This is a genomic window from Mycoplasma parvum str. Indiana (assembly GCF_000477415.1).
Lineage (GTDB): Bacteria > Bacillota_I > Bacilli_A > Mycoplasmatales > Mycoplasmoidaceae > Eperythrozoon_A > Eperythrozoon_A parvum.
The window spans coordinates 276,477-299,189 of record NC_022575.1 but is presented as its reverse complement, the minus strand read 5'-3'; the positions used below and the strand labels follow the sequence as shown (position 1 = coordinate 299,189).

The following is a 22,713-nucleotide window of genomic DNA, read 5'->3' as shown; positions in this document are numbered from 1 at the left end:
AAATTTTATTTATTTTTTGTAAAAACTCATAGTTTTGCACTTCTTGATGATCAATTTCTTTCAATTTCAGCTCTACTTGGCAGCAGGGGAGAATTAAACTTTAATAAAAAATTAGGGGGAATTATTTCCCCCATCTCGGGTATTTTTATATAAACAGAGTTTTTCTTTTTTCAATTCAAAATAATTTCATCTTCTAAAGATTGAAAAGAAATTATTAAAAGTTTACCATTGATTTTTAATAATTTAGAAGCTTGCTCTAAAGCCTCTTTGAAGCAGTTTAATTCGTTATTACATTCTATTCTTAGAGCTTGAAAAATTAATTTCATTGTATTTTTATTTTTTCTAGCATTTAAAAGACCACTTTTTTCCACAATTTCTTTTAATTGATTGATCTCAATTATTGGACTTTTTTTTCTGAAATCAATAATTTTCTTAACTAATTTTTCAGCTTGCTTAATTTCTCCGTATTTTTTAAATAATTTATTTAATTTTCTATCTGAATAATTATTCAGTATTTCATAAACATTTTTTCCTTCTACTCCAAATCTCATCTCAAGATTTGAAGAAGGGCTATTGTAACTAAAAGATCTAAATTCATCTTTTAGTTGGAGAGTAGATAATCCTAAATCAAAAAGAATTCCGTCAACTAAAGGTAATTTATTATTGATTCAATAATTTCGAATAAAAGTGTAATTATTATTCAAAAATTGAAATCTACAATCTTCTTTCATTAATTTTTCTCCAAAAGGAATAACTTTCGGATCAATATCTATTCCTACTAAATGAGCTTTTTCAGATAAATTTTTTAAAAGCTCTTTTGAATGGCCTCCACAACCAAATGTGCAATCAATATATCATCCATCAGGAGAAAGAATTCAATTTTCACAAACTTCTTTTAACATTACAGGAATATGAATTTTTTCCATTTTTAATGGAAATTTATATTTTTCCCCCTATTTGGGGGAAAAAATTTTTATTCCATTCGTCTTTTTTTGCTTTGTTTAATAATTTGATCTTCTTTCCAGCCATTAAGTAAATCTTTAGTTCAAATCTCAATATAATCTCCCACACCCATAAAATACATTTCATTATCGGCATCAAAAGAACCTAATCAATCATCAGGAATGCACATTCTACTTTTAGAATCTATATCTAAAGTTTTGGAAGAACCAATAAGTAATCTTTGTACTGCTTCCAATTCTCCTTCCAATTGACAAATATCTATTCTTCTTCTCGCATAATATTCAAAAAATTCTTTTGTCCATAAACATAAACAACCATCTTGTCCTTTAGTAATTATTGCCTTGTCTTTTAAAATATGTCTTCACACCAAAGGAATTGCTATTCTATTTCTACCATCCATATACTCAGTATATGTGCCGGAAAAGAAATGTCTTTGTAAACTAGGCTTTTCCATTTAAATTATTTGCTCTTATTAGGAGTTTTATTTATTGAAGAAATTTGAAGCATAGTATTCTTAGCTCTAAAACCCATTCTTTTTCTATGTCTCTTTTGAGATTTTAAATGAATGATATTAATTTTTTTGGATTTTAAATGCTTAATTACTTTGCATTTAACTTCTAAATCAGGAAGATAAGGAGATCCAATTTCCCCCTTTCACATCAAAACCTTATCAAAACTTAATTCATCTCCCTCCGATTGATCTAAAAAATTAGAAATTATATTATCCCCAATATTACATAAATATTGTTTATTTTTGATTTCAAAACATAATTCTGGAACTTTTTTTTCTTGCTTTTCAATCATTATTCTTCTCCTTCTGTTTGCATTTCTTTAGGATATTCCATTTGAATTGTTTCAAATTCTTGATTTTCATATTCATTTAGCCCTCCAAGAAGCTTAAGATCTTCTTCAGAAATTTTGATTTCTTTAGATTTAATTATTTCTCCTATTTCTTCTTCAGATTCAGGAACAATAATGGGAACAATTTCATAATTAATGAGATAAGCAGCTAATAATGCTTTTATAGAAATACCATATTTTTTGGACATTTTTTGTAATAATTCATTATCTTTGTTTTTGCTGTAATTTCCGAAGGGAGAAGAAGCTTGAAGCTCTATATTATGTTTTTTACAGAAAGAAATTCTATCTCATCTCATATTATTTACAGAACATTCGTATTGCAAAATATCCGGCAATACACCGGTTAATTTTTGTAATCACAAAATAGTATCTTTATCAAAATTGCATAGACCTATTTTTTTTGTTAAAGCATTTTTTTTACAAAAAACTAATTGTTTATATGCAGAAAAATTAAGTTCCATATTTGTAGATGGTCTATGAAGTAAATAAGTATTCATTACTGTATTTACCCCTATTTTGTTCAGAGAAAACTTTAAAGATTTAACTATTCCTCCAGAAAATTGTGAAGGCCATACCTTTGATTGAAAATAAGGCTTAAAATTGAAATTTACATTTTCTTTTCTTAAAGTTTTAAGAGTTAAACCAATAATAGCTTCATTTCCGTATTTTCATGCGCAGTCTACAAAATCATAATTATTTTCATTTGCTGCCTTTAAATAAGGAGTTAAAATTTCAATAATTCTCAAAGATTCAGTTCCAAAGCCAATTTTTGGTACAAATTTAGTTTCTCCTTTCATGAATTATCTCTTAGTGAATTGAGGAGATCTTCTAGCTTTATATTTACCTATCTTCTTTCTTTCTTTCACTCTGCTATCTTGAGTAAGTAAATTAGCTCTTCGTAAAGAAGTTTTTATTTCTGGAAAATATTTCAGAAGCGCTCTAGCTAAGGCTAGAGTTAAAGATTTAGCTTGCGAGCTCAATCCCCCACCCTTCACATAAGCTTTTATTGAATATTTTTGCTCCAAATGCTTTGCAGGTAAAAAGGCAAATGGAGAAAACAGAATAGGAATAAGATATTTATCATTGAAGTAATCTAAAGGAGTTAACATTTTTCTATTTTTGCTATTTCCGACAAAAATCTCCATTTTATGTTCTTTTGAGTCTTCTAAAGGGGTTAGTACTACATTAACCCTACTTTTTTTTCTTTTGGAATATGACCTTATTTCCAACATTAAATTAATAGAAAGTTATAAAAAAATTTGTCTTGTTAAAGGTTTCTAAATTTGTTTAACAGCTTTTAAAGCAAACTAAATTGAATATAAAAAAGAATTCTTGCTTTTTTAAATTTTATTTTTTTAGTATTTAAAAATAAATCTAAGAAAGCTTTTTAGCAATTAAATATTTAATTTGCTAAAATAGTTTAGTGGTAAGTATTCGGGCGGGAATAGTTTATATATGTATATACATATATTATTTATATAAATTATGCAATTGATTGCATTTATGCAAAATTAATTGTTTTTTCACTAACTTTATTGAATAATTTTTAACTTTGTTTTGGCAAATTATTTATTTTTTGATTTTTTCGATTATTAAATAAGTGAAAAGACGCAGGATTTAAAGAAATAAATGAGTACAAAAAATGAAAATAATTTAAAAACTACTAACTTGAACAATTATCTTCCAATACTAATTTCTAGAAATTTAGTAGTTTTTCCCCACTCTACAAATTCCTTAGAGATAGGAAGAGAATGTTCAATATCAGCAATTAAATGTGCAATATCAGCCTTTAAAGGCAGAATAATAGTAGTTTCTCAAAAAGATCATGATATTGATTATCCGCTCCCCTCAGATTTTTACAATGTCGGAACTGTTTCTAAAGTTCAAATAAAAAAGAAACATAAAGATGGCTCCCTTTCAATAGAAATTAAAGGATTAAAAAGAGCAAAAATATTTAGCTCAAAAATGTTATCCTTCCCAGATCATGAAGAACTTGGAAAATTTTGAATGGCGGATTATGAAATTCTTAAAGAAAAAAATGTTTCTTTCTTAAAAAATAGAGATAATTTAGAAGTTCTTTTTAAATTTTTCGAAGCTCTTCTTGGAGATCAAGCGGAAGATTTTGTCATTCTGAAAAAACTATTTTTAACAGAAGAGCATCATTCTAGAGCTAGCAAATCTTGCGCAGAATTAATAGATAAATTATGTGGAATTTGACCTAATCACAGCGATGAAGATAGTGTTAAAGTAAAACAATCTTGACTCGAAGAATTGAATATCTCTAAAAGAATTGAATTAATGCTTAAATATGAACTTCTTTCAGACGCAGATAAAGCAGAAATAAATAGCGCTATTACTAAAAAGGTAAATAAAAATATTTCTAAACAACAAAAAGAGTTTTATTTAAGAGAGAGAGTGAAAGTTATCAAAGAAGAGTTAGGGGAAGGTATTTCTAAGGACTCAGAAATAAACAAATTCAAAGAGTGATTAAGAAATAATAAAGCCCCTGAAAGAATAAAAGAAAGAGTTAAGGAAGAAATTAAAAAGCTTGAATATGCTAATGCTCTTTCAACTAATGAATCTTTAATTATTCACACTTATTTATCTTGAATAACTTCTTTACCTTGAGGAATATTCTCAGAGGATCAAGAAAGCATCTTAAAAGTAAAGGAAGAGTTAGATAAAAACCACTTTGGATTAGAAAAAGTAAAAGAAAGAATAATGGAATTTGTTGCTGTTCAAAAGAAAATCAAAAATCCTCAAGGTACAATCATTTGTTTAGTTGGCCCTCCGGGAGTAGGTAAAACTTCTTTAGCTCAATCAATAGCTAAGGGACTTAATAAAGAATGTGTGAAAATTTCACTAGGCGGAATGGGCGATGAAGCTGAAATTAGAGGACATAGAAAAACTTATGTTGGAGCTATGCCCGGAAAAATAATTAAAGGATTAAAACAAGCTAAAGTAAGTAATCCTTTATTTTTATTGGATGAAATTGACAAGATGGATGATGGTCATCATGGAGACCCGATTTCAGCATTATTGGAGGTATTGGATCCAAAACAAAATAATGAATTTGTAGATAACTATATTGAAGAGAGTGTTGATTTATCAAAAGTGATGTTTATTGCTACAGCAAATTATGAAGATAATATTCCTGAAGCTCTTTTAGATAGATTAGAAGTTATTAGATTAACTTCTTATACTGAAAAAGAAAAATTAGAAATTTCTAAAAATAAATTACTTGAAGAAGTATTTAAAGAACATGGGCTTAAAACAAATGAATTGACTTTTAAAGAAGATGCAATTCTCTACATTATTCAAAAATATACTAGAGAAGCTGGAGTTAGAAATTTAAAACAATGTTTTGCTCAAATAGCTAGAAAATTTATTCAAAGACAAGAAATGGAAAAAGATTTGAAAGAGGAAGAGATAAATATTGAAGCAGTTAAAAAATATTTATCAACTGAGAAATATGAAACAACTGTTAAAGATGAAATAACAATTCCTGGTGTTGTTAATGGGATGGCTTATACAGAATATGGAGGTAATTTATTGCCTGTAGAAGTGAATTACTATTCCGGAAAAGGTAATTTACTTTTAACTGGAAATTTAAGGGATACTATGAAAGAATCTGCTAGTGTAGCTCTTTCTTATATAAGAGCTAATGAAAATGAATTCAAACTGAATAAAAATAAATGAGGAGATTTAGATATTAATTTACATGTTCCTTCGGGAGGAGTTCCAAAGGATGGACCTTCAGCCGGAATTACAATTACAACAGCAATGCTTTCAGCGCTATTAAAAGTGCCCGTTCCTAATAATGTAGCAATGACAGGTGAAATGACTTTAAGAGGAAAAATTCTTCCAATTGGAGGGCTTAAAGAAAAAATAATTTCAGCCGTTAGAGGAGGAGTGGAAGTTATTTATTATCCTAAGGCTAATGAAAGACATTTGGAGGATATTCCAAAAGAAGTTTTAGAAAAAATTAAGCTAAAACCTGTTCAATATTATTCAGAGCTTTACAATGAACTCTTTTTAAATAAGTAGGTACCTCGAAAGTATCTCGAGAGAATAAGCCATGTTCTGTCTTTTTGTTAAAAAGGTGAGTAATTAATCTAATTTATTTCTAAATTTTTAAGCTTCGTTGAATTTCTTAGCTTAAAGTCCCTTACCATTATTTAGGTTTCTTGCTTGAGGGGTTTACCGCGTTTCACTTTTTGTATTTCTACAAAACTCGTCTCTGTGGCACTTTATAGAAATTAGTTCATATAGAAATCTACTTAGAATTAATCTCCGCCATCAACTAAATTTCTTTAGTTGTTAAGTTTTATTTTTTATATACTTACACAAACACTATAGACATCTCAGTCTATGCAAGCATGGACTTTCCTCTCTCTTAAATTTTTAAGAGAGCTACTCACTAACACTCCAAATACCTGTTAAGTTTGTAAAAAACTAAGGTACCTGACTTTTATCATATAAAAAATAAATTATTTAAATAATTAGAGAGTAAAAAATGAGAAAGTTTCATTCTTTAAAAGAAACTCAGGTAAATGAATTAATTCAAAAATTTAAAGATTCTAATTCTTTTTTAACTCTGAAATATTCTTCTTTAGGAGTTAAATCTTCTAATTGACTTAGAAAAGAAGTTAGTAAGAAAGGAGGAGAAATAAAAATGGTTTCAAATAATGTACTGAGAAGAGCACTACAAAATTTTTCTAAAACTGAAATGAAATGTGATGATATTAAAGGTCAACATTTTGTGTTATTAATTAATTCAGAAAAAATTGAATTGCTTAAATTTTTGGCTGAATTAGTAAAAAAACATGAACCTTTACAACTTGGAGTGGTTTATTGCGATAAAAAGTTCTTTTTGGATAAAGATCAAAAAGCTTATTTGCTTAATTGAATGGAAAAAGAAGTGGTTATTGCTAAATTGGCTTATTTACTTACTTATCCAATTCTTTCCTTAATATTTATATTGAAGGGAATAGAAAGCAAGAAAGCTTAAGTATGTCTGAAGATTTGAAAAAATCAAGTAAAGAAATAATAGAAACTATAAAGTCTTTTTCTGTTGCTGAATTAAATGAATTAGTTAGACAATTAGAAGTAGAATTTCAAGTTTCTGCTTCTAACTTTGCCGCTCCAACAGCTGCTGCCGGAGGAAAAGATGAAGGAGAAGAGTCGCAAGAAGCAGTGAATAAAGACTTATTTTTGGTTTCTGCAGGAACTAACAAAATTGGAGTTATTAAGTTAATTAGAGAATTAACTTCGCTAGGTTTAATGGAAGCTAAGAAGATAGCTGATAGTGCACCTTCTTTAATTAAATCTGATATCACACTAGCTCAATTTGAAGAATTGAAAGTTAAATTTGAAGAAATTGGAGCAACTGTAGAATTTAAATCTTCTAAATAGAGATTTAAAAAACTTCGCTTAGGCGAAGTTTTAAAAAATTTGATTATTTTGTATGTTTTTAGAAAAAATAAATTTGGTGCCGAATAAGTGAATCGAACACTTCTCTAGTCATTACCATTGACTTGTTTTACCACTAAACTAATCCGGCTTTTAAATGAAAAAAGAAGTTTTTGACTTCCCAATTTTTAATCTTATTGCTGTCTTAAGACAACTTTTATTGTCTAAACTTTAATTTAAGTGTCTAATATTCTAAAAATTAAATTAACTTCATTCGATTACAGACTTTTAGACTTATGAGTTAAAAAAATTGTTGAATTAGCTTTAAAGCATAATTCAATAGTGAAAGGACCTATTCCTTTGCCCACTAAAACGAAAATTTATACTGTTTTGAAATCTCCCCATGTAAATAAACCATCAATGGAGCATTTTCAAAAAAAAGAACACAGAAGATTAATTCTTATTTCTGGATATGACAGTAGATTATGTGCTTATTTTGAGAAGATGAGCTTGCCAGCTTCTTTAGATTTAAGACTTTCAATAATGATGTAAAAAGTGTCTAGAGAAATTGTTTGCCAAAAAATAGGAATGAGTAGTATATTTTCTGAGGCTGGGGAATTAATTTCTGTTACTTTACTTAAATTAATACCTGTTCAAGTTTTGTCTTGCAAAACAGAAGAAAAGAATGGTTATAACGCTTTAGTTGTTGGAGTTGGAGAAGAATGTCATGAAAAAAAATTAACTAAACCAGTTAAGGGGCAATTTTTAAAAAAAGGAGTTGCTATGAGAAGAAAAATTATGGAATTAGCATGAGATGGAAAAACTGAGTATTCTACAGGAAATTTTGTTAAATTTTCTGAATTATTTCAAATTGGAGAAAAAATAAAAATACAAGGAATTTCCAGAGGTATGGGTTTTACAGGAGCTATTAAAAGATGAAATTTTGCTACAGGGCCGAAAACTCATGGTGCTGGTTATCCTCATAGATTCCAAGGATCTCTAGAAACTGGTAGAGGGGGTAGATCTCCTCAAAAAGTGTGAAAAGGTAAGAAAATGTCTGGTCGTTCGGGGGGAGAAAATTGTACGATTCTAAATTTGAAAATAATTCATATTGATTCCGAAAAAGAAATAGTGGCAGTTAAGGGAGCTATTCCGGGAAGAAAAAAAAGACTTGTTAGAGTTAAATCTCTTCATAAAGCAAAAACAATTGTTCCTTGTCAACTTTTAAAAAAAGCTAATTAACAATGGCCTCATTAGAAGAAATAAAAATATATAACCTTGATGGAAGTGTGGAAAGTTTGGTTAAATTTAAGGATTTTATTCCAGATTGAAAAGCAGATTTTTATTATTCTGATGCAATTTTTCAAACTGCAATAAGTGAACAACAATCAAAACGAAAAGCTAAACCTCATACTAAAACAAAAGGTGAAGTTTCTGGGGGAGGTAAAAAACCTTATAGACAAAAACATACGGGTAGAGCTAGACAAGGTTCAAGAAGAAATCCGCAATTTGTCGGCGGGGGTGTTGCTTTTGGGCCTAGGAAGGAGGTCAATCATTACAAAAAAGTAAATAAAAGAGTAAGATCTTTAGCTATTAGATCTTCCTGAACTTTAGCCTTTAATGAAGAGAGGGTTTTTGGAATCTCTTCTAAAAAATTAGAGAATTTTCCAGCTAATAAAACAAAAATCTTTTATTCTTTTTTGGGTAAATTAGGTTATCAAAAAGAAAAAATTTATCTTTTAGTTAGATATTTAAATGAGGATATAGTTTTAGGAGCTAGAAATATTCCTAATTTAAAAGTAGTGAAAGTTAATTCTATTTCTATTATTTCTTTGCTTGATGCTAAAAAAATTATTCTTAGCGATCAAGGTTTTGAATGATTGAAAAATAATTATTTTTGCCTATGGAAATAATAGACGTAATTAAAGAAACTTATTATTATCAGAAGAATTATTTTTATAAAAACCAAACAAATTACAAAATAGTCTTTGTAGTGGATAGAAAAGCTAATAAAGTAATGATTAAAAAAGCTTTTAAAGTAATGTTTGGTGTTTTACCTCAAAAAGTTAATACTCAAAATAGACATCCTCAACCTGCAAGAGTTATGCCTAAAAGTAGAAAAAATTTCACTAAGGCTAAAAAATTAGCTTTTGTGTACTTAAAAAGAGAAGATTTTGAAAAGTTAAGACAATTATTCGAATTAGAATCAATGCCTCAAGAATTGCAAAAGGTAACTGAAGAAGTTGAGACAACTTCTTCTAATATTGAATCTACTAAGAAAGTAGAGAAAGAAGATGATATCAAAGTTGTCGAAAACAAAAAAGAAGTAGAAGAAAAAGTAGAACAAGTTGCAGATAATAAAAAATAGTTATGGCTTCTTTATTGTTTAAAAATCTTTTATTTGGTGGTATGTTAGGATCCGCCCCTATTGCATTTACTGTTTCTTCTACAACTATTTTTGGTAGAGATCGTACTTCTATAAATAAAAATGATCCAGGATTTGGAAAAACTTGTCTTTTAGAAGAAGATGTTTGTGAGGCAATTTCAAATGAAAATTTTGTAGAAGATACAGATGCTATAAGTGATGAAGAGGCAAAACAAAATCAAGAATATCAATCTGACTATTGAAAGAAAAGAAAAGATGATTTTTGTGGTTGAGGTTGACAGTGGGAAAATTTGAATACGCATTTACAATGTGATGCTCCCGATGCTACTAAACCTGTAGAAGCGCAAACTAAGTAAAAAAGAATAGAAATGGCAATCAAACAAAAAGTACCTAGAAGTTCTGGAAAAAGAGTTTTGATCACTATTGATTACAAAAAAGTTCTTACAAATGATAAGCCCTATAAACCTTTATTAAGAAAACTTAAAAAACATGCTGGAAGAAATAATACAGGTCAAATAACTGTTAGACATAGAGGCGGAGAAAATAAACGAAAATATAGAATTATTGATTTTAAAAGGGATAAGTTGAATATAAAAGGAAGAATTCAAACTATTGAATATGATCCCAATAGAACTTGTTTTATTTCTTTAGTTCATTATTCTGATGGAGAAAAAAGATATATTTTAGCTCCATCAGATATAAAAAAAGGGGATGTTGTTCTTTCTAGTATGGAAAGAACTAATTTAAATATCGGAGATTGTATGCCTATAGGTTTAATTCCAGAGGGTATGTTTGTGCATAATATTGAAATAAATCCTGGAGATGGAGGTAAAATGGTTAGATCTGCCGGCTCACAAGCTCAGATTTTGGGTAAAGATTTAACAGGAAAATATACCATAATAAAACTGCCTTCAAAGGAAGTTCGAAAAGTTATTAATAATGCAAGAGCTACAATCGGACAGCTTTCAGCAATTGAGCATAATTTAGTTAGATTGGGAAAAGCTGGAAAAAATAGACATTTAGGGGTAAGACCTACAGTTAGAGGGGTAGCGATGAATCCTAATGATCATATACATGGTGGAGGTGAAGGTAGATGTTCTATTGGTAGGGATGCACCTAGAACTCCTTGAGGAAAGCGTCATATGGGAGTTAAAACAAGATCTAAGAAGAGATATTCTAATAAGATGATTGTTCAACGAAGAAATGTTAAAAGTTAATTAATTAAATGGGAAGAAGCTCAAAAAAAGGTCTTTATGTTTCTCCTAGCTTACTTAAAAAGGCTATTAAGATGCAACAACAAGATAAAAAGAAAGCAATTAAAACTTGATCTAGAAATAGTACTATATATCCTGAATTTCTTTCATTAACTTTTTTAGTTCATAATGGAAGAACTTTTGTAACTGTTACTTGTAATGAATATATGTTAGGACATAAATTAGGAGAATTTGCTCCAACTAGAGTATTTAAACAACATACTCTAGCTAAATCGGGGCATAATAAAAAATAGAAAGCATGTTAGTTAGAGTTGTTCATAAAAATGTGAAAGTTTCTCCTAAAAAAGCAATTCTTGTTTGTAGATTAATACAGGGAAAATCCTTGGCAGAAGCTTATAAAATATTGAATTCAATTAATGAGAAAAAAACAGTTAAATTATTAAGTAAATTACTATTAGAAGCTTCTGCAAATGCTGTTAATAATTATGCAATGAGAGGGGATAATTTACATATTCAAGAATGTGTAGCTAATAAAGGAATGATTTTGAAGAGAGCTTTTTATAGAGCTAAAGGAAGAACTGATTTAAGATTAAAAAGATTTTCTCATCTTTCAGTAACTCTTAGAGAGGGAGAACAAATAAAGAGAGTTAAAGAAGGAAGAAAAAAATATGAAGGTAAGGAATTGAGTACTAAAAAAGCTGAATCACAAGCTAATGAATAATTAATTAGATATGGGACAAAAAAGTAATCCTAATGGCGTTAGATTAGGTTTTAATAAAAATTGACTTTCTAGATGAAATGCTCCAGATAAAAAACATGCAGCTTTATGAATTCTTGAAGATGAAAAAATTAGAAAGTTCTTAAGTAAAGAATGCAGAGATGGAATATTGGCCCAAATTGAAATAGAAAGATTTACAAATTTACAGGGAATTTGAACTCTTTCAATTACTCTACATTTAATTGAAATTGGTCTTTATAATCACGGAGAAGCTCAGAGTAGATTAATAAGACTGCTAAAAAAGTTAACTAATAATAAATGAGAAATTAATTTAACTTTTTTGGAATTGCGAAATCCTGGAGTTAGTGCTATTGTTTTGACCAATGAAATAGTGGATTTATTGGAAGCAAGAACTCCATTGCGGTTGGTGATGAAAAAAGTAATGAAGAAAGCTATGTATTCGGGAGCTAGAGGAGTTAAGATTCAAGTTTCTGGTAGGATTAATGGAGCTGATATGGCCCGAATAGAAAGTAGTACTGAGGGGGAAATTCCTTGTTCTACTTTAAGGGCAGATATAGATTATTATTATAAAATAGCTAGAACTACTTACGGAGTTCTAGGAGTTAAAGTTTGAGTTAATAGAGGATTATATTTTGGAACTTATTTTGCTCCTATGCCAGATAGAGTTAGAGTGTATAAAGATGAATCAGGAAAATATTTAATTTCTCAAAGTACTTAATAAAAGTAAATATTTAGAAAATGCAACCAAAAAGAACAAAATGAAGAAAACCTCATAAAGTTAGTTATGAAGGTAAAGCTAAAGGAAATAGATATCTCTCTTTTGGTTCTGCAGGTCTTAGAGCTTTAGAGGGGGCTTGAATTACTGAAAGGCAGTTGGAAGCTGCAAGAATTGCTATCTCTAAAAGATTAGGAAAGACTGGAAGAATGTGAATAAGAATTTTTCCACATCTTTCTTTAACTAAAAAACCTTTGGAGGTGAGAATGGGTTCTGGAAAAGGAGCTCCAGATCACTTTGTAGCGACTGTAAAAATTGGAACAATTATGTTTGAAGTTGAAGGACTTCCAGAAAAAGAAGTATTAAAAACTTTTTATAAAGCTAGTGCTAAACTTCCGATAAAAACAGAAACCATTTTTAGAGATAAAACTAATCTAAAAATTTAAAAATGTTAAAAGAGTTAAGGGAATCTGATACAGAAACTTTAAAGTCAATGTTATTCAAACTAAAAGTAAAGCTTTTGGAGTATAGATTCCAATTAGGTCAAGGATCTCTTAAAAATGTTAGTTTAATTAAAGCGACTAGGAGAACAATTGCTCAGCTTTTAACAATATTGCATGAACGAAAAGAACGATTTAGTAATCAAGATTTGGCAAGATTTATGAAAGAAGCTGAGGAAGAAAAATTGGCGCAAGAAAAGAAAACTAAATCAAAATAGTTGATGTCTGGAGCGAAAAGTCTTAAAAAATACAAAATATTAACAGGTCAAGTTATTTCTGTGAGACCCAAAACCATTGTTGTTCGAATTCGAAGAATTTATAGAATTCCAAAATATGGTAAATTAAAAATTAAATATAAAAAATGTCACGCTCATGATGAAAGAAATATAGCCAAAATAGGAGATATTGTGAGTATTAGAAGTTCTAGACCTAGATCGGCATTGAAAAGATGATCTTTAATAACTACAAAGATAGAGAGTTCTATGACTAAATAGACATGATACAGGCACTATCTAGATTAAATGTTGCAGATAATACAGGAGCTAAGGAAGTTGGGGTTATTAAAGTTTATGGAGGTTCTAGGAGAAGATATGCAAGTATTGGAGATATTGTTTTAGTTTCTGTGAAAAAATTATCTACATTTTCTGGGGTTAAAAAGGGTGAAATGTTTAAGGCTTTAATAGTTAGAACTAAAACTGGAATTAAACGAAAATCAGGAGCAATTCTTCGTTTTGATGAAAATGCTTGTGTTTTGCTAAAAAATGACGGAACTATTTTAGGAACTAGAGTATTTGGACCTCTAACTAGAGAGTTAAAAGAAAAGGGATATAACAAGTTAATTTCAATTGCTGAATTTGTTCTTTAAATAATGAATAGATTAAAAAAAGGAGATTTAGTTAGGGTAATGACTGGCTCTCAGAAAGGTAAAGAAGGGAAAATTAAAGAAATATTTACTAAAGAAGAAAGAGCAATTGTGGAGGGGGTTAATATTGCTAGAGTATATAAAAAAGGTAGAGGTCCTGTAGATATGGAGAGATCTATTCATCTGTCTAATTTAGCTTTGTTATCTACTGGTAGAAAGCCAGAACCTATGAAAGTTTCTTATATATTTAAAAATGGAAAAAAAGAAAGGGTAAATAGAAAGAGTAAAAAAGATTAAAAAATGTCTTCTTTTGAGTGAACTCTAAAAAAGAAATATAAAGAGGAAATTGTTCCTTCTTTAATGAAAGAGTTTAATTTTACTACTCCTATGCAAGTGCCTAGATTGCAAAAAATAGTGGTAAATGTTGGGTGTGGTGATGGGGCGAAGGAAAAGACTTTTATTGAATCTTCTTTTAAAGAGCTAGAGTTAGTGCTCGCTCAGAAACCTTTAATTACTAAAGCTAAAGGTTCAATTTCCGAATTTAAATTAAGAGAAGGTCAAGCTATAGGTCTTAAAGCTACTTTAAGAAATGATAGAATGTGATCATTTGCTGAAAAGTTATTTAAAATAGCTCTTCCAAGAGTTAGGGACTTTAAGGGAATTAGTAAAAAATCTATCGATAGACAAGGTAATTTAAATGTAGGAATAAGAGAGCAAATTATTTTTACTGAATTAAATTACGATAAAGTTAAAAAAATAAGGGGAATGAATATTAGTTTTATAACTTCTTTGCAAAATAGAGAAGCTTCTATCGCTTTATTTGCTCATTTAGGTTGTCCTTTTTCTAAAAATTAAGTAAAACAATGGCAAGAAAAGCTTTAATACTTAAACAAAGAAGAAAGCCGAAATTTAAAACAAGAGCATATACTCGCTGTGGAAGATGCGGAAGATCTAGGGCAGTATTTAGAGACTATATGTTATGTAGATTATGTTTTAGAGATTTAGCTGTTTGGGGTTATATTCCTGGAATTACTAAAGCTTCATGGTAACAGATTTAGTAGCTGATGCTCTAAATCAAATAAAGCTAGGAAGTAGAGTTAAGAAAAAAGAAGTTAGTTTTTGATCTTCTAAATTATTAGAAGAAATATTGCGGGTTATGGAAGAAGAAGGTTATATTAGAGGTTTTGTGACTAAAATAGAAAATAATAAGAGAAGAAGCACTGTTTATTTGAAATATAAAGATGGTATTTCTTCTATTTGTGGTTTAAAAAAAATAACTACTCCTAGCAGATTTGTAAGTGCTAAAGCTAAAAAACTTCCCATTCTAATGTGCGGATTGGGGACAGTAGTTGTTAGTACTTCTCAAGGAGTAATGTGCGAAAAAACAGCTAGAAAAAAAGGATTAGGAGGGGTTATTTTAGCCTATATCTGATAATTTTGTCTCGAATAGGTAATAGAAAATTAGTTGTTCCTTTTGAAATTCAGATTGAAATCTCTCCACACAATTTGTTATTTAAAAAAGATGGAAAAAGCAGAGAAATTAAATATGATAGTAAATTAGTTCAAGTAAAGTTAGAAAATTCAACTCTTTCTTTTTTTAGAGGAGATTCCTCTAAATTTTCTAATATGATGCAGGGAACTTTAAATTCTCTTTCTTTAGGAGCAATTATTGGATTAACTAAAGGTTTTCAAAAAAAATTAATTATTGAGGGGGTAGGTTATAAAGTTATTCAAAAAGGAGAGGAAATTCATCTTTCATTGGGATATTCAAAAGATGTTATTTTAAAAATACCGAAGGATATTCAATTAGAAATTACTTCTAATGGTAAAGAAATGCTTTTAAAATCTCACAATAAGGAAATTTTAGGAGAATTTGTAGCTTTAATAAAAAAACAAAGATCTGTTGAACCTTATAAAGGTAAAGGAATTAGAATTGATGGCGAGTATGTAATGAGAAAACAAGGTAAGAGTTCAGAAGGTATGAAAAAATAATTTAAAAACTTAATATTCCTAAGGATAGTCTTTTACAAATTAAAAAAAGACAGCTTAGAAGAGCTAAAAGAGTCTCTTCTAAAGCTAAAGAAGGGAAAAGATATATTTTGAGAGTTAAAAAAACTAATTTGCACTTGTATTTATTAGTTAGATCTCATTCTACTGGAAAAATGTTATTTTCTTGCTCAACTTTACAATTGAGAATTAAAAAGAGTGGTCAAGAAAATTTAGAAAAATTAATTTCTTCTTTGATAGAAAAATTAAAAGAGCGAAAAATAGATAAATTGAGTTTAGATAGAGGATATCACTCCTATACGGGAACTTTACAAAAAGTTAGAGAAATTCTTTTAAAAAATGAAATAAAAATATAGTTTAGAGAAATGCAAGATATTGATAATAAAAAAGTAGGTTTTTATTATGATTACAAAAAATCTTTAGAAGATACAAATTTTAAGAGAAAAAATTCTAATTTACCTAATGGCTCTTCTTTACCCCAACAAAAGGATGGGGAAGACAAGAAAAAAGAAGAAGAGAGAAAAATATTAAATTGACATTTAAGTGAATTTGAAGAGAAAGTAATTAAAGTTAAGAGAGTTTCAAAAACTACTAGAGGTGGTAGGCAAAGTAGAGTTTGAGTATTGGTTACTGCTGGGAATAAAAAGGGGAAAATTGGTTTTGCTATAGGAAAATCAAAAGAATATTCTACAGCTTTTAGTAAAGCTGCTAAAAAAGCAGCTAAAAGAGCTGTTAGAGTCCCTATGAATAGTAAAGGTACTATCTATCATGAATTCTTAGGAAAGCATAATGCCTCCAAAATTCTCTTAAAACCAGCTAAAGAAGGTACAGGAATTATTGCTGGCGGTCCTGTTAAGAAATTACTTCTTTTAGCTGGGTATAAAGATTTATACTCTAAAAATTTAGGAGCTAATAATCCAGTAAATATGATAAGAGCGACTTTCGATGCTTTGTTATCACAAAGATCTCCGAGAACTATTGCTAAGTTAAGAGATAAAACTTTTAATGAACTATTCCACTTGGAGCCAAAGGAGAAAGATGAATCAATTGAAGAATTAAATGATATTTAAAAATTAGATGAAATTACATTATTTGCATTACACTCCAGGTTCGAGGGGACAACGTAGAAAAAGAGTAGGTAGAGGTTTTGGTAGTGGAATTGGAGGTAGATCAACTAGAGGTACAAAAGGTCAAAATGCTAGAAAATCAGGTACAGTTAGATTAGGTTTTGAGGGGGGTCAAATGCCCCTATTTAGAAAAATAGGTAAATATGGTTTTAGTAATAGGGCTTTTAGAGAAAAAATTAAGACAATTCCATTGTCTAGATTTGAATTCTTCCCTGATGTGAAAGAATTTAACTTATTAAAAATGCAAGAATTAAGACTAATTAAAAAAAGAGATAAAAAAATAAAACTTATTGGGAATGAATGTTATTTAAAAGGTATTAAAATTTCAGCTCATTTATTTTCTAAAGGTGTTTTAGCTTGAGCTGAAAAAAATGGAATTGAATTACAAAAATTAGAAGAAAATCAAATAATAATTTGTTAATTAAACCCATACAGAAATTCAACTAAGTTTAATTAAAAAAAGGGGGGCTGATAGCCTCTCTTTATTCTTTAATAAAAATAGAGGAACTATTATTTCGTTATCAGCAACATTTGCTGTTCTATTTTTATTTCAATTAGGTTCTCATATTACAGCCCCTTTAGTTGACTCTTCGAGAAAAAATTCTCTTTCTGGATTGGCTCAATTGCTCAATTTATTCGGTGGAGGCGGCTTTAAACGAGCAAGTATTTTTTCAGTTGGGATCTCCCCATATATTACCTCTCAAATTATTATGCAAATACTTTCTAACGACTTAATCAAAAAATTAACTGAATTAAGGAAGGCTGGAGAATTAGGAAGAGTAAAAATTGAGCTTTATACCAGGCTTTTAACTCTCCCTTTCGCAATAATTACTTCTTTAGGAACGTTATATCTTCTAAATAATGAGGGAATCAGCTTTATTCATTTATGAGAACCTCCTAAGAAAGATTCAGATTTATATCAAACAGCAGGAGGTGAATTTAATTATGGAAATAATAAGCCCTTTATTACTTTTGGGCAACTTTATTTCACTCAAAAAGTTTTTATGGTTTTAATTTTTGTCGCAGGAACTTATATTGCCTTATTCCTTTCAGATTTAATTTCTAAAAAAGGATTAGGAAATGGTATCTCCTTATTAATTGTTTCAGGTATTATTTCCTCAATACCTGAAAATTTCTATTCTTCCTACGAATATCTATCTTCATTAGAAGGTGGAGCCCATGATGTAAAACTACTAATGAATATTTTTAAATTTTTAATCTATGTCTTCTTTTACATATTAGTTATTGCTTTAATGGTATTTATTACAGGTTCAGTTAGAAAAATACCTATTCAACAAACAGGAGCTGGATTAATACTAGATAATAGAAAATTAGGTTATTTACCTATAAAAATAATGCCAGTAGGAATAATGCCAGTAGTATTTGCAGGTTCTATAATGATTTTCCCTGTTGGAGTAGCAGAATTACTCAAATCTTCCTCCCCAGGCTTTAATGCCTTTATAAAAGACTATATTTCTTTTGGAAGTCCTACAGGACTTCTCATATATTTCTTATTAATTGTCTTATTCTCTTTCTTATATTGTCAAGTGCAATTCAATACAGAGGAAATGTGTAGATCTTTTCAAAAACAATCTCAATTTATTCCTGGAGTTACTATTGGTCAAGAAACTCATAATTATTTAAAAATGATTCTTAATAAGATAAACTGATTTGGGGCCCCTTTTTTGGGGTTAGTAACTATTATGCCTAATTTATTAAATTTATGAACGGGAATTCCTTCACAAATTGCTTTCGGAGGTACAGGAATATTATTGTTAGTTTCTACCTCTCTTAATATTTATGAAGAATTATTATCTACTCATATAATTTCTAAATATAAAGCTGAACAAGAGATAGAGCTATCTAATTTAGAGGTGAACTCTCATTTAGCAATTAAAAATAAATCTCCTTATTTACTATGGTAGAGAAAAATAAAAAATTTAAGTTAATTGTTTTAATAGCGCCTCCGGGCTCTGGAAAAGGGACTCTTTCAGAGTTATTAAAGGATAGAAAAAGTTTTCATGTTTTTTCTGCTGGGAAAATGTTCAGAACTATGATTACTCAAAAAAAAGAAAATAAAGAGAATAATTTACAAGAAGTAAATAAAGGTGATTATTTAGCTGATGAAATAGTTAATAAATATGCAATAGAAGAGCTTGAAAAGATTTTAGAAAAAGCTAAAGAATATCATCAAGAAGAAATTTATATTGCTTTGGATGGTTATCCTAGAACTATGGGTCAAGCTAAAGAATTAGAAGGATGATCTAAGAACAAGGAGTTAATCATAGTTAAATTAGAAGGTCTTAATGACCTTCAAATACAAAAAAGATTAAGCAATAGATATCTTTGTGAAGCACATGAACATATTTTTAATGAATTGAATGAAAATTTTCCTAAAGATGGAATTTGTCCTAAAGATGGCTCTAAATTAATTAAAAGGGTTGATGATTCCCAACTTGAAGTAATGCAGCGTAGACTTAAATTACATGAAGCTTTAACTTCACCAATTTGTGAATATTTTGAAAAGAAAAATATTACTACTATTACAATCGATAGTAGTCTTTCAATAGAAGAAATGTATCTTTCTTTTTGCGAAAAAATTAGAATCTAATGATTCTTAATTTAAGCAATAAGGAGGAAGTACAAGCAAAAACAAATGAAGAAATACAAATTATGAGAATTGGTGGTTTAATTTGACAAGCTATTAAAGAATATTTACTTAAGGAAGTAAAAGTTGGAATGAGCTTGAAAGAGATAGAAAAGCTGGTTGAAATTCAATTTGAAAAATATGGAGTGCAGCCGGCTTTTAAAGAAACTGGAAAATTTCCTTATTTAATTTGTACTTCTTTAAATAATTGTGTAGTGCACGGCTCACCAACAAAAGAAGTAATAAAAGAAGGTGATAAATTAACTATTGATTTAGGTTTTAAATATAAAGAATTTAATATAGATTCAGCCTTTTCATTATTTTTTCATCCTTCTAGTGATAGTGAAGAAAATAAAGAATTAGAGAAAAAAATAAAAGAATATAAATATTTAGATCAATTAACTAAAGCCTCTTTTTATGAAGCAATAAATGAATTAAAGGCTGAATTAACTACTGGATTTATAACAGAAAAAATTGAAACTTTTTTTAAAACTTATTTTCCCTCAAAATATTCTTTGTTAGAAAATTTTACGGGGCATGGAATCGGTAAAAAGTTGCATGACTATCCGAGAATTCAAAATTTTGGTTTAACTAAAGAACAGGGGGTAAAGCTTCCTGCAGGAGCTACAATTTGTATTGAACCGATGATAATTGAACAAGAAAATGGAAAATGAGAAATAGGTAAAGATGGGTATGGAGTGTGCGCTAAGAATAAAAATGCTTTAACAATTCATTATGAACATTTAGTTTTAATACAAAATAATGGAGTAGAAATTTTGACTGCAAGTCAGTGAGAATTGGAGGAAATGAGATCTTCTTGAGAGATAATTAAAAAATTTTCCTAATGGCTAAAGAAAGTCAGAAATTTTCACTAGAAGGTAAGGTTGTGCGAATGTTAACAGCCGAAAATGTTAAAGTAGAGCTTTCTAATAAAAAAATAATGGATTGTCATCTTTCAAAAAAATTAAAAAGATTTAGTTCTTATATTCTTGAAGGGGATCCTGTTATTGTTGAAATAGATCCTTATGATTTAACAAAAGGTAAGATAATAGAGAGAATTAAAGTTAGATAGATGAAAGTTAGAGCTTCCGTTAAAAAAATATGTGAACACTGTAAAATTGTTAGAAGGAAGAATAGAATTAGAGTTATTTGTAAGATTGCAAAACATAAACAAAGACAAGGCTAAACTTTAAACTTTAAATAGGTAGTTAATTTAGTAATTTAAAGTTTGGCAAGAATATTAGGAGTTATATTACCAGATAAGAAAGAATTATTTATTGCATTAACAAAAATTTATGGAATTGGAATTACTACTTCTAAGAAAATTATTCAATATTGAGTATTAAATAAGGTTTTTTCTGATAATAAACTTACCGCCGAAGAAAAGAAAAAAGTACATGAATATATGACAAAAAGAGTATATGCTTTAACGCCCGAAGAACTAGCTTCTCTTTCGCAATCAATAGTAAAACTGCAATCTTTACAAGGGGAACAACCAGAAATTTCTAGTTTTTTTAAAGATAGACTTTTATTAGAGGGAGATTTAAGAAAAAAGATAAGTGATGATTTGACTAATCTTAAAGAAATAGCTTCTTATGTTGGCCTAAGACATAGAAGAAATTTACCTGTTCATGGGCAAAGAACAAGAACTAATGCAAGAACTAGAAAAGGTCCTAGAAAAACTGTAGCTAATAAAAAGATTGAAGGCAAGAAATAGTTAAATAGTGTCTGCGGAAGAGAAACCAAAAACAAAAAAGAAAAAATTGTCAGTTTCAAGTGGAATTATGCATATTCATACTTCCATAAACAATATCATTATTTCTTTAACTGATCCTGAAGGTAATGTAATTCTTCAAGAAAGTTCAGGAACTATAGGATATAAAGGAACTAAGAAGGCGACTCCTTATGTTGCGAATTTAGTTGCTGCTAAAATTGGTAAGGAGTCTAAAGAATTAGGAGTTAGTGCATTAGCAATTCATTTAAAAGGTATTGGTAAGGGAAAAGAAATTGCTCTTAGAACTATTGTTGGCCTTGGCTTTGAAGTTACTGAAGTAGCTGATAAAACTCCTTTACCTCATAATGGATGTACACCCTGTAAAAAACCTAGGTAAATGTTTTTAGTCTTTAATATTTTTTAGTTGCAAGCTTTCAATAGATTTACTAATTTTGAAATTGAAAGTGAAGTGTTAGACTCCTCTCAAACCTCAGCTACTGTAGTTTTCTACCCTCTTGAAAGGGGGTTTGGAAATACTATTGGAAATACTTTGAGAAGATTATTGTTAAGTTCAATTCCTTCCGCTGCGGTTTTTGCAATAAGAGTAGCTGGATTACCTCATGAATTCTCTCCAATTAAAGGTGTTGCTGAAGATGTTACTCAATTGATAGTGGCAATTAAAAAATTAGTTTTAAAAGTTGATGAAAAAGTTATTGATTTTGAACATTTAAAAGAGCTGCCTATCGAAAAATGACCTTGTTTAAAAATTAGAAAGAGTAAGGTTGGAATTGTTCAAGCGAAAGACATTGAGTGTTTTGCTGGAATCGAAATTGTTAATCCTGAGTTAAAGCTTTGTGAAATTACAGTTGAAGGGACTTCTTTAGAAGTTGATTTGTATTGTATGGTAGATAGAGGTTATAGAAGTTCGATTGAAAATAGAGAATTATTAAATACTCTTTCTTTAATTCCTATCGACACTCTTTTCTCTCCAGTTTTATTAGTTGATTGAAAGGTTAGTGAAGAAAAAACTACAAAATATGGTATTAGCGATAGATTGAAATTAAGTGTTTCTACTAATGGTTCAATAAAAGCCTTAGATGCTATTTGATATGCTGCTAAAATTTTGGTTTCTATTTTCAATAAAATCTCTCAAAATGATGTTCCATTATTTAAGGTAGATAGTTCTGATAGAGAATTAAGAAAAGAAAAAGAAGAAAGTTCCTCTATTTCTTCCTCTCCAATAGAAGATTTAGAATTAAGTCAAAGAACTTATAACATTCTAAAAAATAGTGGAATTAATACTGTTTCTGAATTGGTTGCTTATAGTTTTGATGAATTATCTGAATTCAGAAATTTAGGTAAAAAAGCTTTATTAGAAATCCAAGATAAATTAAAGGAAGCTGGATATAAATTTAGAGAAAGTGAATCACTTCTTAGTTCTTCTTAAGTTGTAAAAAACTTTCCCCTCCGAAGGGGAAGGAATCTTTTTTAACTATTTATTGGTTACTTTTAATAATAGTTAAAACTACTAAAACTATAAATAGACAAATAAATAATTTTTTAAAT

General features: G+C 28.9%; 38 protein-coding genes, 1 tRNA gene and 1 other RNA gene. 32 read left to right on the top strand and 8 right to left on the bottom strand.

The window, feature by feature from the left end; genetic code table 4:
- Positions 1-5 precede the first annotated feature (5 nt).
- Genes rsmH through rpsI form a run of 5 tightly spaced genes read right to left on the bottom strand, consistent with a single transcriptional unit; the run spans position 6 to position 3,056 of the window.
- Positions 6-926 (bottom strand): 16S rRNA (cytosine(1402)-N(4))-methyltransferase RsmH, encoded by a 921-nt coding sequence (rsmH, locus tag PRV_RS01620; RefSeq protein ID WP_022769795.1) that lies wholly within the window; start codon positions 924-926, stop codon positions 6-8.
- 47 nt (positions 927-973) lie between these two features.
- Entirely contained in the window at positions 974-1,417 is a 444-nt protein-coding gene (locus tag PRV_RS01615; RefSeq protein WP_022769792.1) for a division/cell wall cluster transcriptional repressor MraZ, read from the bottom strand.
- Between the two features lie 5 nt (positions 1,418-1,422).
- Positions 1,423-1,767, bottom strand: coding sequence for a 50S ribosomal protein L21 (gene rplU / locus PRV_RS01610; RefSeq protein ID WP_022769788.1), 345 nt, complete (start codon positions 1,765-1,767; stop codon positions 1,423-1,425).
- Positions 1,767-2,621 carry an aldo/keto reductase gene (locus PRV_RS01605; protein WP_022769785.1) on the bottom strand — a complete coding sequence of 285 codons (855 nt, stop codon included), beginning with the start codon at positions 2,619-2,621 and terminating at the stop codon, positions 1,767-1,769. Before PRV_RS01605 ends, rplU begins: the two co-directional genes overlap by 1 nt.
- A 3-nt stretch (positions 2,622-2,624) precedes the next feature.
- Positions 2,625-3,056 (bottom strand): 30S ribosomal protein S9, encoded by a 432-nt coding sequence (gene rpsI, locus PRV_RS01600; RefSeq protein WP_022769782.1) that lies wholly within the window; start codon positions 3,054-3,056, stop codon positions 2,625-2,627.
- 397 nt (positions 3,057-3,453) lie between these two features.
- Here rpsI and lon point away from each other — a divergent pair, with 397 nt between their 5' ends.
- A complete protein-coding gene (lon, locus tag PRV_RS01595) occupies positions 3,454-5,871 on the top strand; it encodes an endopeptidase La (protein ID WP_022769778.1) in 2,418 nt (805 codons plus the stop codon).
- Positions 5,872-5,891: 20 nt separating this feature from the next.
- On the opposite strand, the gene rnpB is transcribed toward lon, so the two are convergent.
- Positions 5,892-6,252, bottom strand: an RNA gene (gene rnpB, locus PRV_RS02940) — RNase P RNA component class B.
- An 88-nt stretch (positions 6,253-6,340) separates the two neighbouring features.
- Here rnpB and rplJ point away from each other — a divergent pair.
- Entirely contained in the window at positions 6,341-6,835 is a 495-nt protein-coding gene (rplJ, locus tag PRV_RS01590) for a 50S ribosomal protein L10 (protein ID WP_022769774.1), read from the top strand.
- A gap of 2 nt (positions 6,836-6,837) precedes the next feature.
- On the top strand, positions 6,838-7,239 hold the full coding sequence (gene rplL, locus PRV_RS01585) for a 50S ribosomal protein L7/L12 (protein WP_022769770.1): 402 nt from the start codon (positions 6,838-6,840) through the stop codon (positions 7,237-7,239).
- A gap of 74 nt (positions 7,240-7,313) precedes the next feature.
- On the opposite strand, the gene PRV_RS01580 is transcribed toward rplL, so the two are convergent.
- Positions 7,314-7,387: transfer RNA gene (locus PRV_RS01580), tRNA-Thr, on the bottom strand.
- An 89-nt stretch (positions 7,388-7,476) separates the two neighbouring features.
- Here PRV_RS01580 and rpsJ point away from each other — a divergent pair.
- Genes rpsJ through rplO form a run of 21 tightly spaced genes read left to right on the top strand, consistent with a single transcriptional unit; the run spans position 7,477 to position 17,207 of the window.
- The gene (rpsJ, locus tag PRV_RS01575) at positions 7,477-7,788 is read left to right on the top strand and encodes a 30S ribosomal protein S10 (protein ID WP_022769766.1); all 312 of its coding nucleotides are present in this window, start codon (positions 7,477-7,479) and stop codon (positions 7,786-7,788) included.
- Positions 7,789-7,791: 3 nt separating this feature from the next.
- Positions 7,792-8,478: a 50S ribosomal protein L3 gene (gene rplC / locus PRV_RS01570; protein WP_022769762.1), complete on the top strand. Its 687-nt coding sequence runs from the start codon at positions 7,792-7,794 to the stop codon at positions 8,476-8,478.
- A 2-nt stretch (positions 8,479-8,480) separates the two neighbouring features.
- The gene (rplD, locus tag PRV_RS01565) at positions 8,481-9,149 is read left to right on the top strand and encodes a 50S ribosomal protein L4 (protein WP_022769758.1); all 669 of its coding nucleotides are present in this window, start codon (positions 8,481-8,483) and stop codon (positions 9,147-9,149) included.
- Entirely contained in the window at positions 9,140-9,604 is a 465-nt protein-coding gene (rplW, locus tag PRV_RS01560; RefSeq protein WP_022769755.1) for a 50S ribosomal protein L23, read from the top strand. The genes rplD and rplW overlap by 10 nt, the downstream gene beginning before the upstream one ends.
- Positions 9,605-9,606: 2 nt before the next feature.
- Positions 9,607-9,978, top strand: a complete 372-nt coding sequence (locus PRV_RS01555) for a hypothetical protein (protein WP_043896056.1) — start codon at positions 9,607-9,609, stop codon at positions 9,976-9,978.
- Positions 9,979-9,990: 12 nt separating this feature from the next.
- Positions 9,991-10,839, top strand: a complete 849-nt coding sequence (rplB, locus tag PRV_RS01550) for a 50S ribosomal protein L2 (protein WP_022769747.1) — start codon at positions 9,991-9,993, stop codon at positions 10,837-10,839.
- Positions 10,840-10,847: 8 nt separating this feature from the next.
- Positions 10,848-11,129, top strand: coding sequence for a 30S ribosomal protein S19 (gene rpsS, locus PRV_RS01545; RefSeq protein WP_022769743.1), 282 nt, complete (start codon positions 10,848-10,850; stop codon positions 11,127-11,129).
- A gap of 5 nt (positions 11,130-11,134) precedes the next feature.
- Positions 11,135-11,557 carry a 50S ribosomal protein L22 gene (gene rplV / locus PRV_RS01540; protein ID WP_022769739.1) on the top strand — a complete coding sequence of 141 codons (423 nt, stop codon included), beginning with the start codon at positions 11,135-11,137 and terminating at the stop codon, positions 11,555-11,557.
- A gap of 10 nt (positions 11,558-11,567) precedes the next feature.
- Positions 11,568-12,293: a 30S ribosomal protein S3 gene (gene rpsC / locus PRV_RS01535; protein WP_022769735.1), complete on the top strand. Its 726-nt coding sequence runs from the start codon at positions 11,568-11,570 to the stop codon at positions 12,291-12,293.
- A 20-nt stretch (positions 12,294-12,313) separates the two neighbouring features.
- Positions 12,314-12,736, top strand: a complete 423-nt coding sequence (rplP, locus tag PRV_RS01530) for a 50S ribosomal protein L16 (RefSeq protein WP_022769731.1) — start codon at positions 12,314-12,316, stop codon at positions 12,734-12,736.
- A gap of 2 nt (positions 12,737-12,738) precedes the next feature.
- A complete protein-coding gene (gene rpmC / locus PRV_RS01525; RefSeq protein ID WP_022769726.1) occupies positions 12,739-13,008 on the top strand; it encodes a 50S ribosomal protein L29 in 270 nt (89 codons plus the stop codon).
- Between the two features lie 3 nt (positions 13,009-13,011).
- Positions 13,012-13,284, top strand: a complete 273-nt coding sequence (locus PRV_RS01520; protein ID WP_043896173.1) for an uS17 family ribosomal protein — start codon at positions 13,012-13,014, stop codon at positions 13,282-13,284.
- Between the two features lie 2 nt (positions 13,285-13,286).
- Complete coding sequence (gene rplN / locus PRV_RS01515) at positions 13,287-13,655, top strand: 50S ribosomal protein L14 (protein ID WP_022769718.1); 369 nt, start codon at positions 13,287-13,289, stop codon at positions 13,653-13,655.
- A 3-nt stretch (positions 13,656-13,658) separates the two neighbouring features.
- Positions 13,659-13,949 (top strand): 50S ribosomal protein L24, encoded by a 291-nt coding sequence (gene rplX, locus PRV_RS03080; protein ID WP_022769714.1) that lies wholly within the window; start codon positions 13,659-13,661, stop codon positions 13,947-13,949.
- Between the two features lie 3 nt (positions 13,950-13,952).
- Complete coding sequence (rplE, locus tag PRV_RS01505; protein ID WP_022769710.1) at positions 13,953-14,507, top strand: 50S ribosomal protein L5; 555 nt, start codon at positions 13,953-13,955, stop codon at positions 14,505-14,507.
- An 8-nt stretch (positions 14,508-14,515) separates the two neighbouring features.
- Positions 14,516-14,701, top strand: a complete 186-nt coding sequence (locus PRV_RS01500; RefSeq protein WP_022769706.1) for a type Z 30S ribosomal protein S14 — start codon at positions 14,516-14,518, stop codon at positions 14,699-14,701.
- Positions 14,695-15,087, top strand: coding sequence for a 30S ribosomal protein S8 (gene rpsH, locus PRV_RS01495; protein WP_022769703.1), 393 nt, complete (start codon positions 14,695-14,697; stop codon positions 15,085-15,087). Before PRV_RS01500 ends, rpsH begins: the two co-directional genes overlap by 7 nt.
- Positions 15,088-15,089: 2 nt before the next feature.
- Complete coding sequence (rplF, locus tag PRV_RS01490; RefSeq protein ID WP_022769699.1) at positions 15,090-15,644, top strand: 50S ribosomal protein L6; 555 nt, start codon at positions 15,090-15,092, stop codon at positions 15,642-15,644.
- A 14-nt stretch (positions 15,645-15,658) separates the two neighbouring features.
- Positions 15,659-16,015, top strand: a complete 357-nt coding sequence (locus PRV_RS01485; RefSeq protein WP_043896055.1) for a 50S ribosomal protein L18 — start codon at positions 15,659-15,661, stop codon at positions 16,013-16,015.
- Between the two features lie 9 nt (positions 16,016-16,024).
- Positions 16,025-16,729, top strand: a complete 705-nt coding sequence (gene rpsE, locus PRV_RS01480) for a 30S ribosomal protein S5 (protein WP_022769696.1) — start codon at positions 16,025-16,027, stop codon at positions 16,727-16,729.
- A 7-nt stretch (positions 16,730-16,736) separates the two neighbouring features.
- A complete protein-coding gene (rplO, locus tag PRV_RS01475) occupies positions 16,737-17,207 on the top strand; it encodes a 50S ribosomal protein L15 (RefSeq protein WP_022769693.1) in 471 nt (156 codons plus the stop codon).
- On the opposite strand, the gene PRV_RS03125 is transcribed toward rplO, so the two are convergent.
- Positions 17,208-17,417 carry a hypothetical protein gene (locus tag PRV_RS03125; protein WP_022769690.1) on the bottom strand — a complete coding sequence of 70 codons (210 nt, stop codon included), beginning with the start codon at positions 17,415-17,417 and terminating at the stop codon, positions 17,208-17,210.
- Between PRV_RS03125 and secY the strand changes: the two genes are divergently transcribed.
- Genes secY through PRV_RS01440 form a run of 8 tightly spaced genes read left to right on the top strand, consistent with a single transcriptional unit; the run spans position 17,332 to position 22,594 of the window.
- Positions 17,332-18,711 carry a preprotein translocase subunit SecY gene (gene secY, locus PRV_RS01470; RefSeq protein ID WP_236608079.1) on the top strand — a complete coding sequence of 460 codons (1,380 nt, stop codon included), beginning with the start codon at positions 17,332-17,334 and terminating at the stop codon, positions 18,709-18,711. The genes PRV_RS03125 and secY overlap by 86 nt on opposite strands.
- A complete protein-coding gene (locus tag PRV_RS01465) occupies positions 18,705-19,397 on the top strand; it encodes an adenylate kinase family protein (protein ID WP_022769680.1) in 693 nt (230 codons plus the stop codon). Before secY ends, PRV_RS01465 begins: the two co-directional genes overlap by 7 nt.
- Positions 19,397-20,278 (top strand): type I methionyl aminopeptidase, encoded by an 882-nt coding sequence (gene map, locus PRV_RS01460; protein WP_022769679.1) that lies wholly within the window; start codon positions 19,397-19,399, stop codon positions 20,276-20,278. Before PRV_RS01465 ends, map begins: the two co-directional genes overlap by 1 nt.
- Positions 20,278-20,505 carry a translation initiation factor IF-1 gene (gene infA / locus PRV_RS01455; RefSeq protein WP_022769678.1) on the top strand — a complete coding sequence of 76 codons (228 nt, stop codon included), beginning with the start codon at positions 20,278-20,280 and terminating at the stop codon, positions 20,503-20,505. The genes map and infA overlap by 1 nt, the downstream gene beginning before the upstream one ends.
- On the top strand, positions 20,506-20,619 hold the full coding sequence (gene rpmJ / locus PRV_RS02935) for a 50S ribosomal protein L36 (RefSeq protein WP_084612771.1): 114 nt from the start codon (positions 20,506-20,508) through the stop codon (positions 20,617-20,619).
- Between the two features lie 42 nt (positions 20,620-20,661).
- On the top strand, positions 20,662-21,150 hold the full coding sequence (gene rpsM, locus PRV_RS02995; protein WP_022769677.1) for a 30S ribosomal protein S13: 489 nt from the start codon (positions 20,662-20,664) through the stop codon (positions 21,148-21,150).
- A 7-nt stretch (positions 21,151-21,157) separates the two neighbouring features.
- The gene (rpsK, locus tag PRV_RS01445; protein WP_022769676.1) at positions 21,158-21,544 is read left to right on the top strand and encodes a 30S ribosomal protein S11; all 387 of its coding nucleotides are present in this window, start codon (positions 21,158-21,160) and stop codon (positions 21,542-21,544) included.
- A gap of 27 nt (positions 21,545-21,571) precedes the next feature.
- Positions 21,572-22,594: a DNA-directed RNA polymerase subunit alpha gene (locus PRV_RS01440; RefSeq protein ID WP_022769670.1), complete on the top strand. Its 1,023-nt coding sequence runs from the start codon at positions 21,572-21,574 to the stop codon at positions 22,592-22,594.
- Positions 22,595-22,713: the final 119 nt, after the last annotated feature.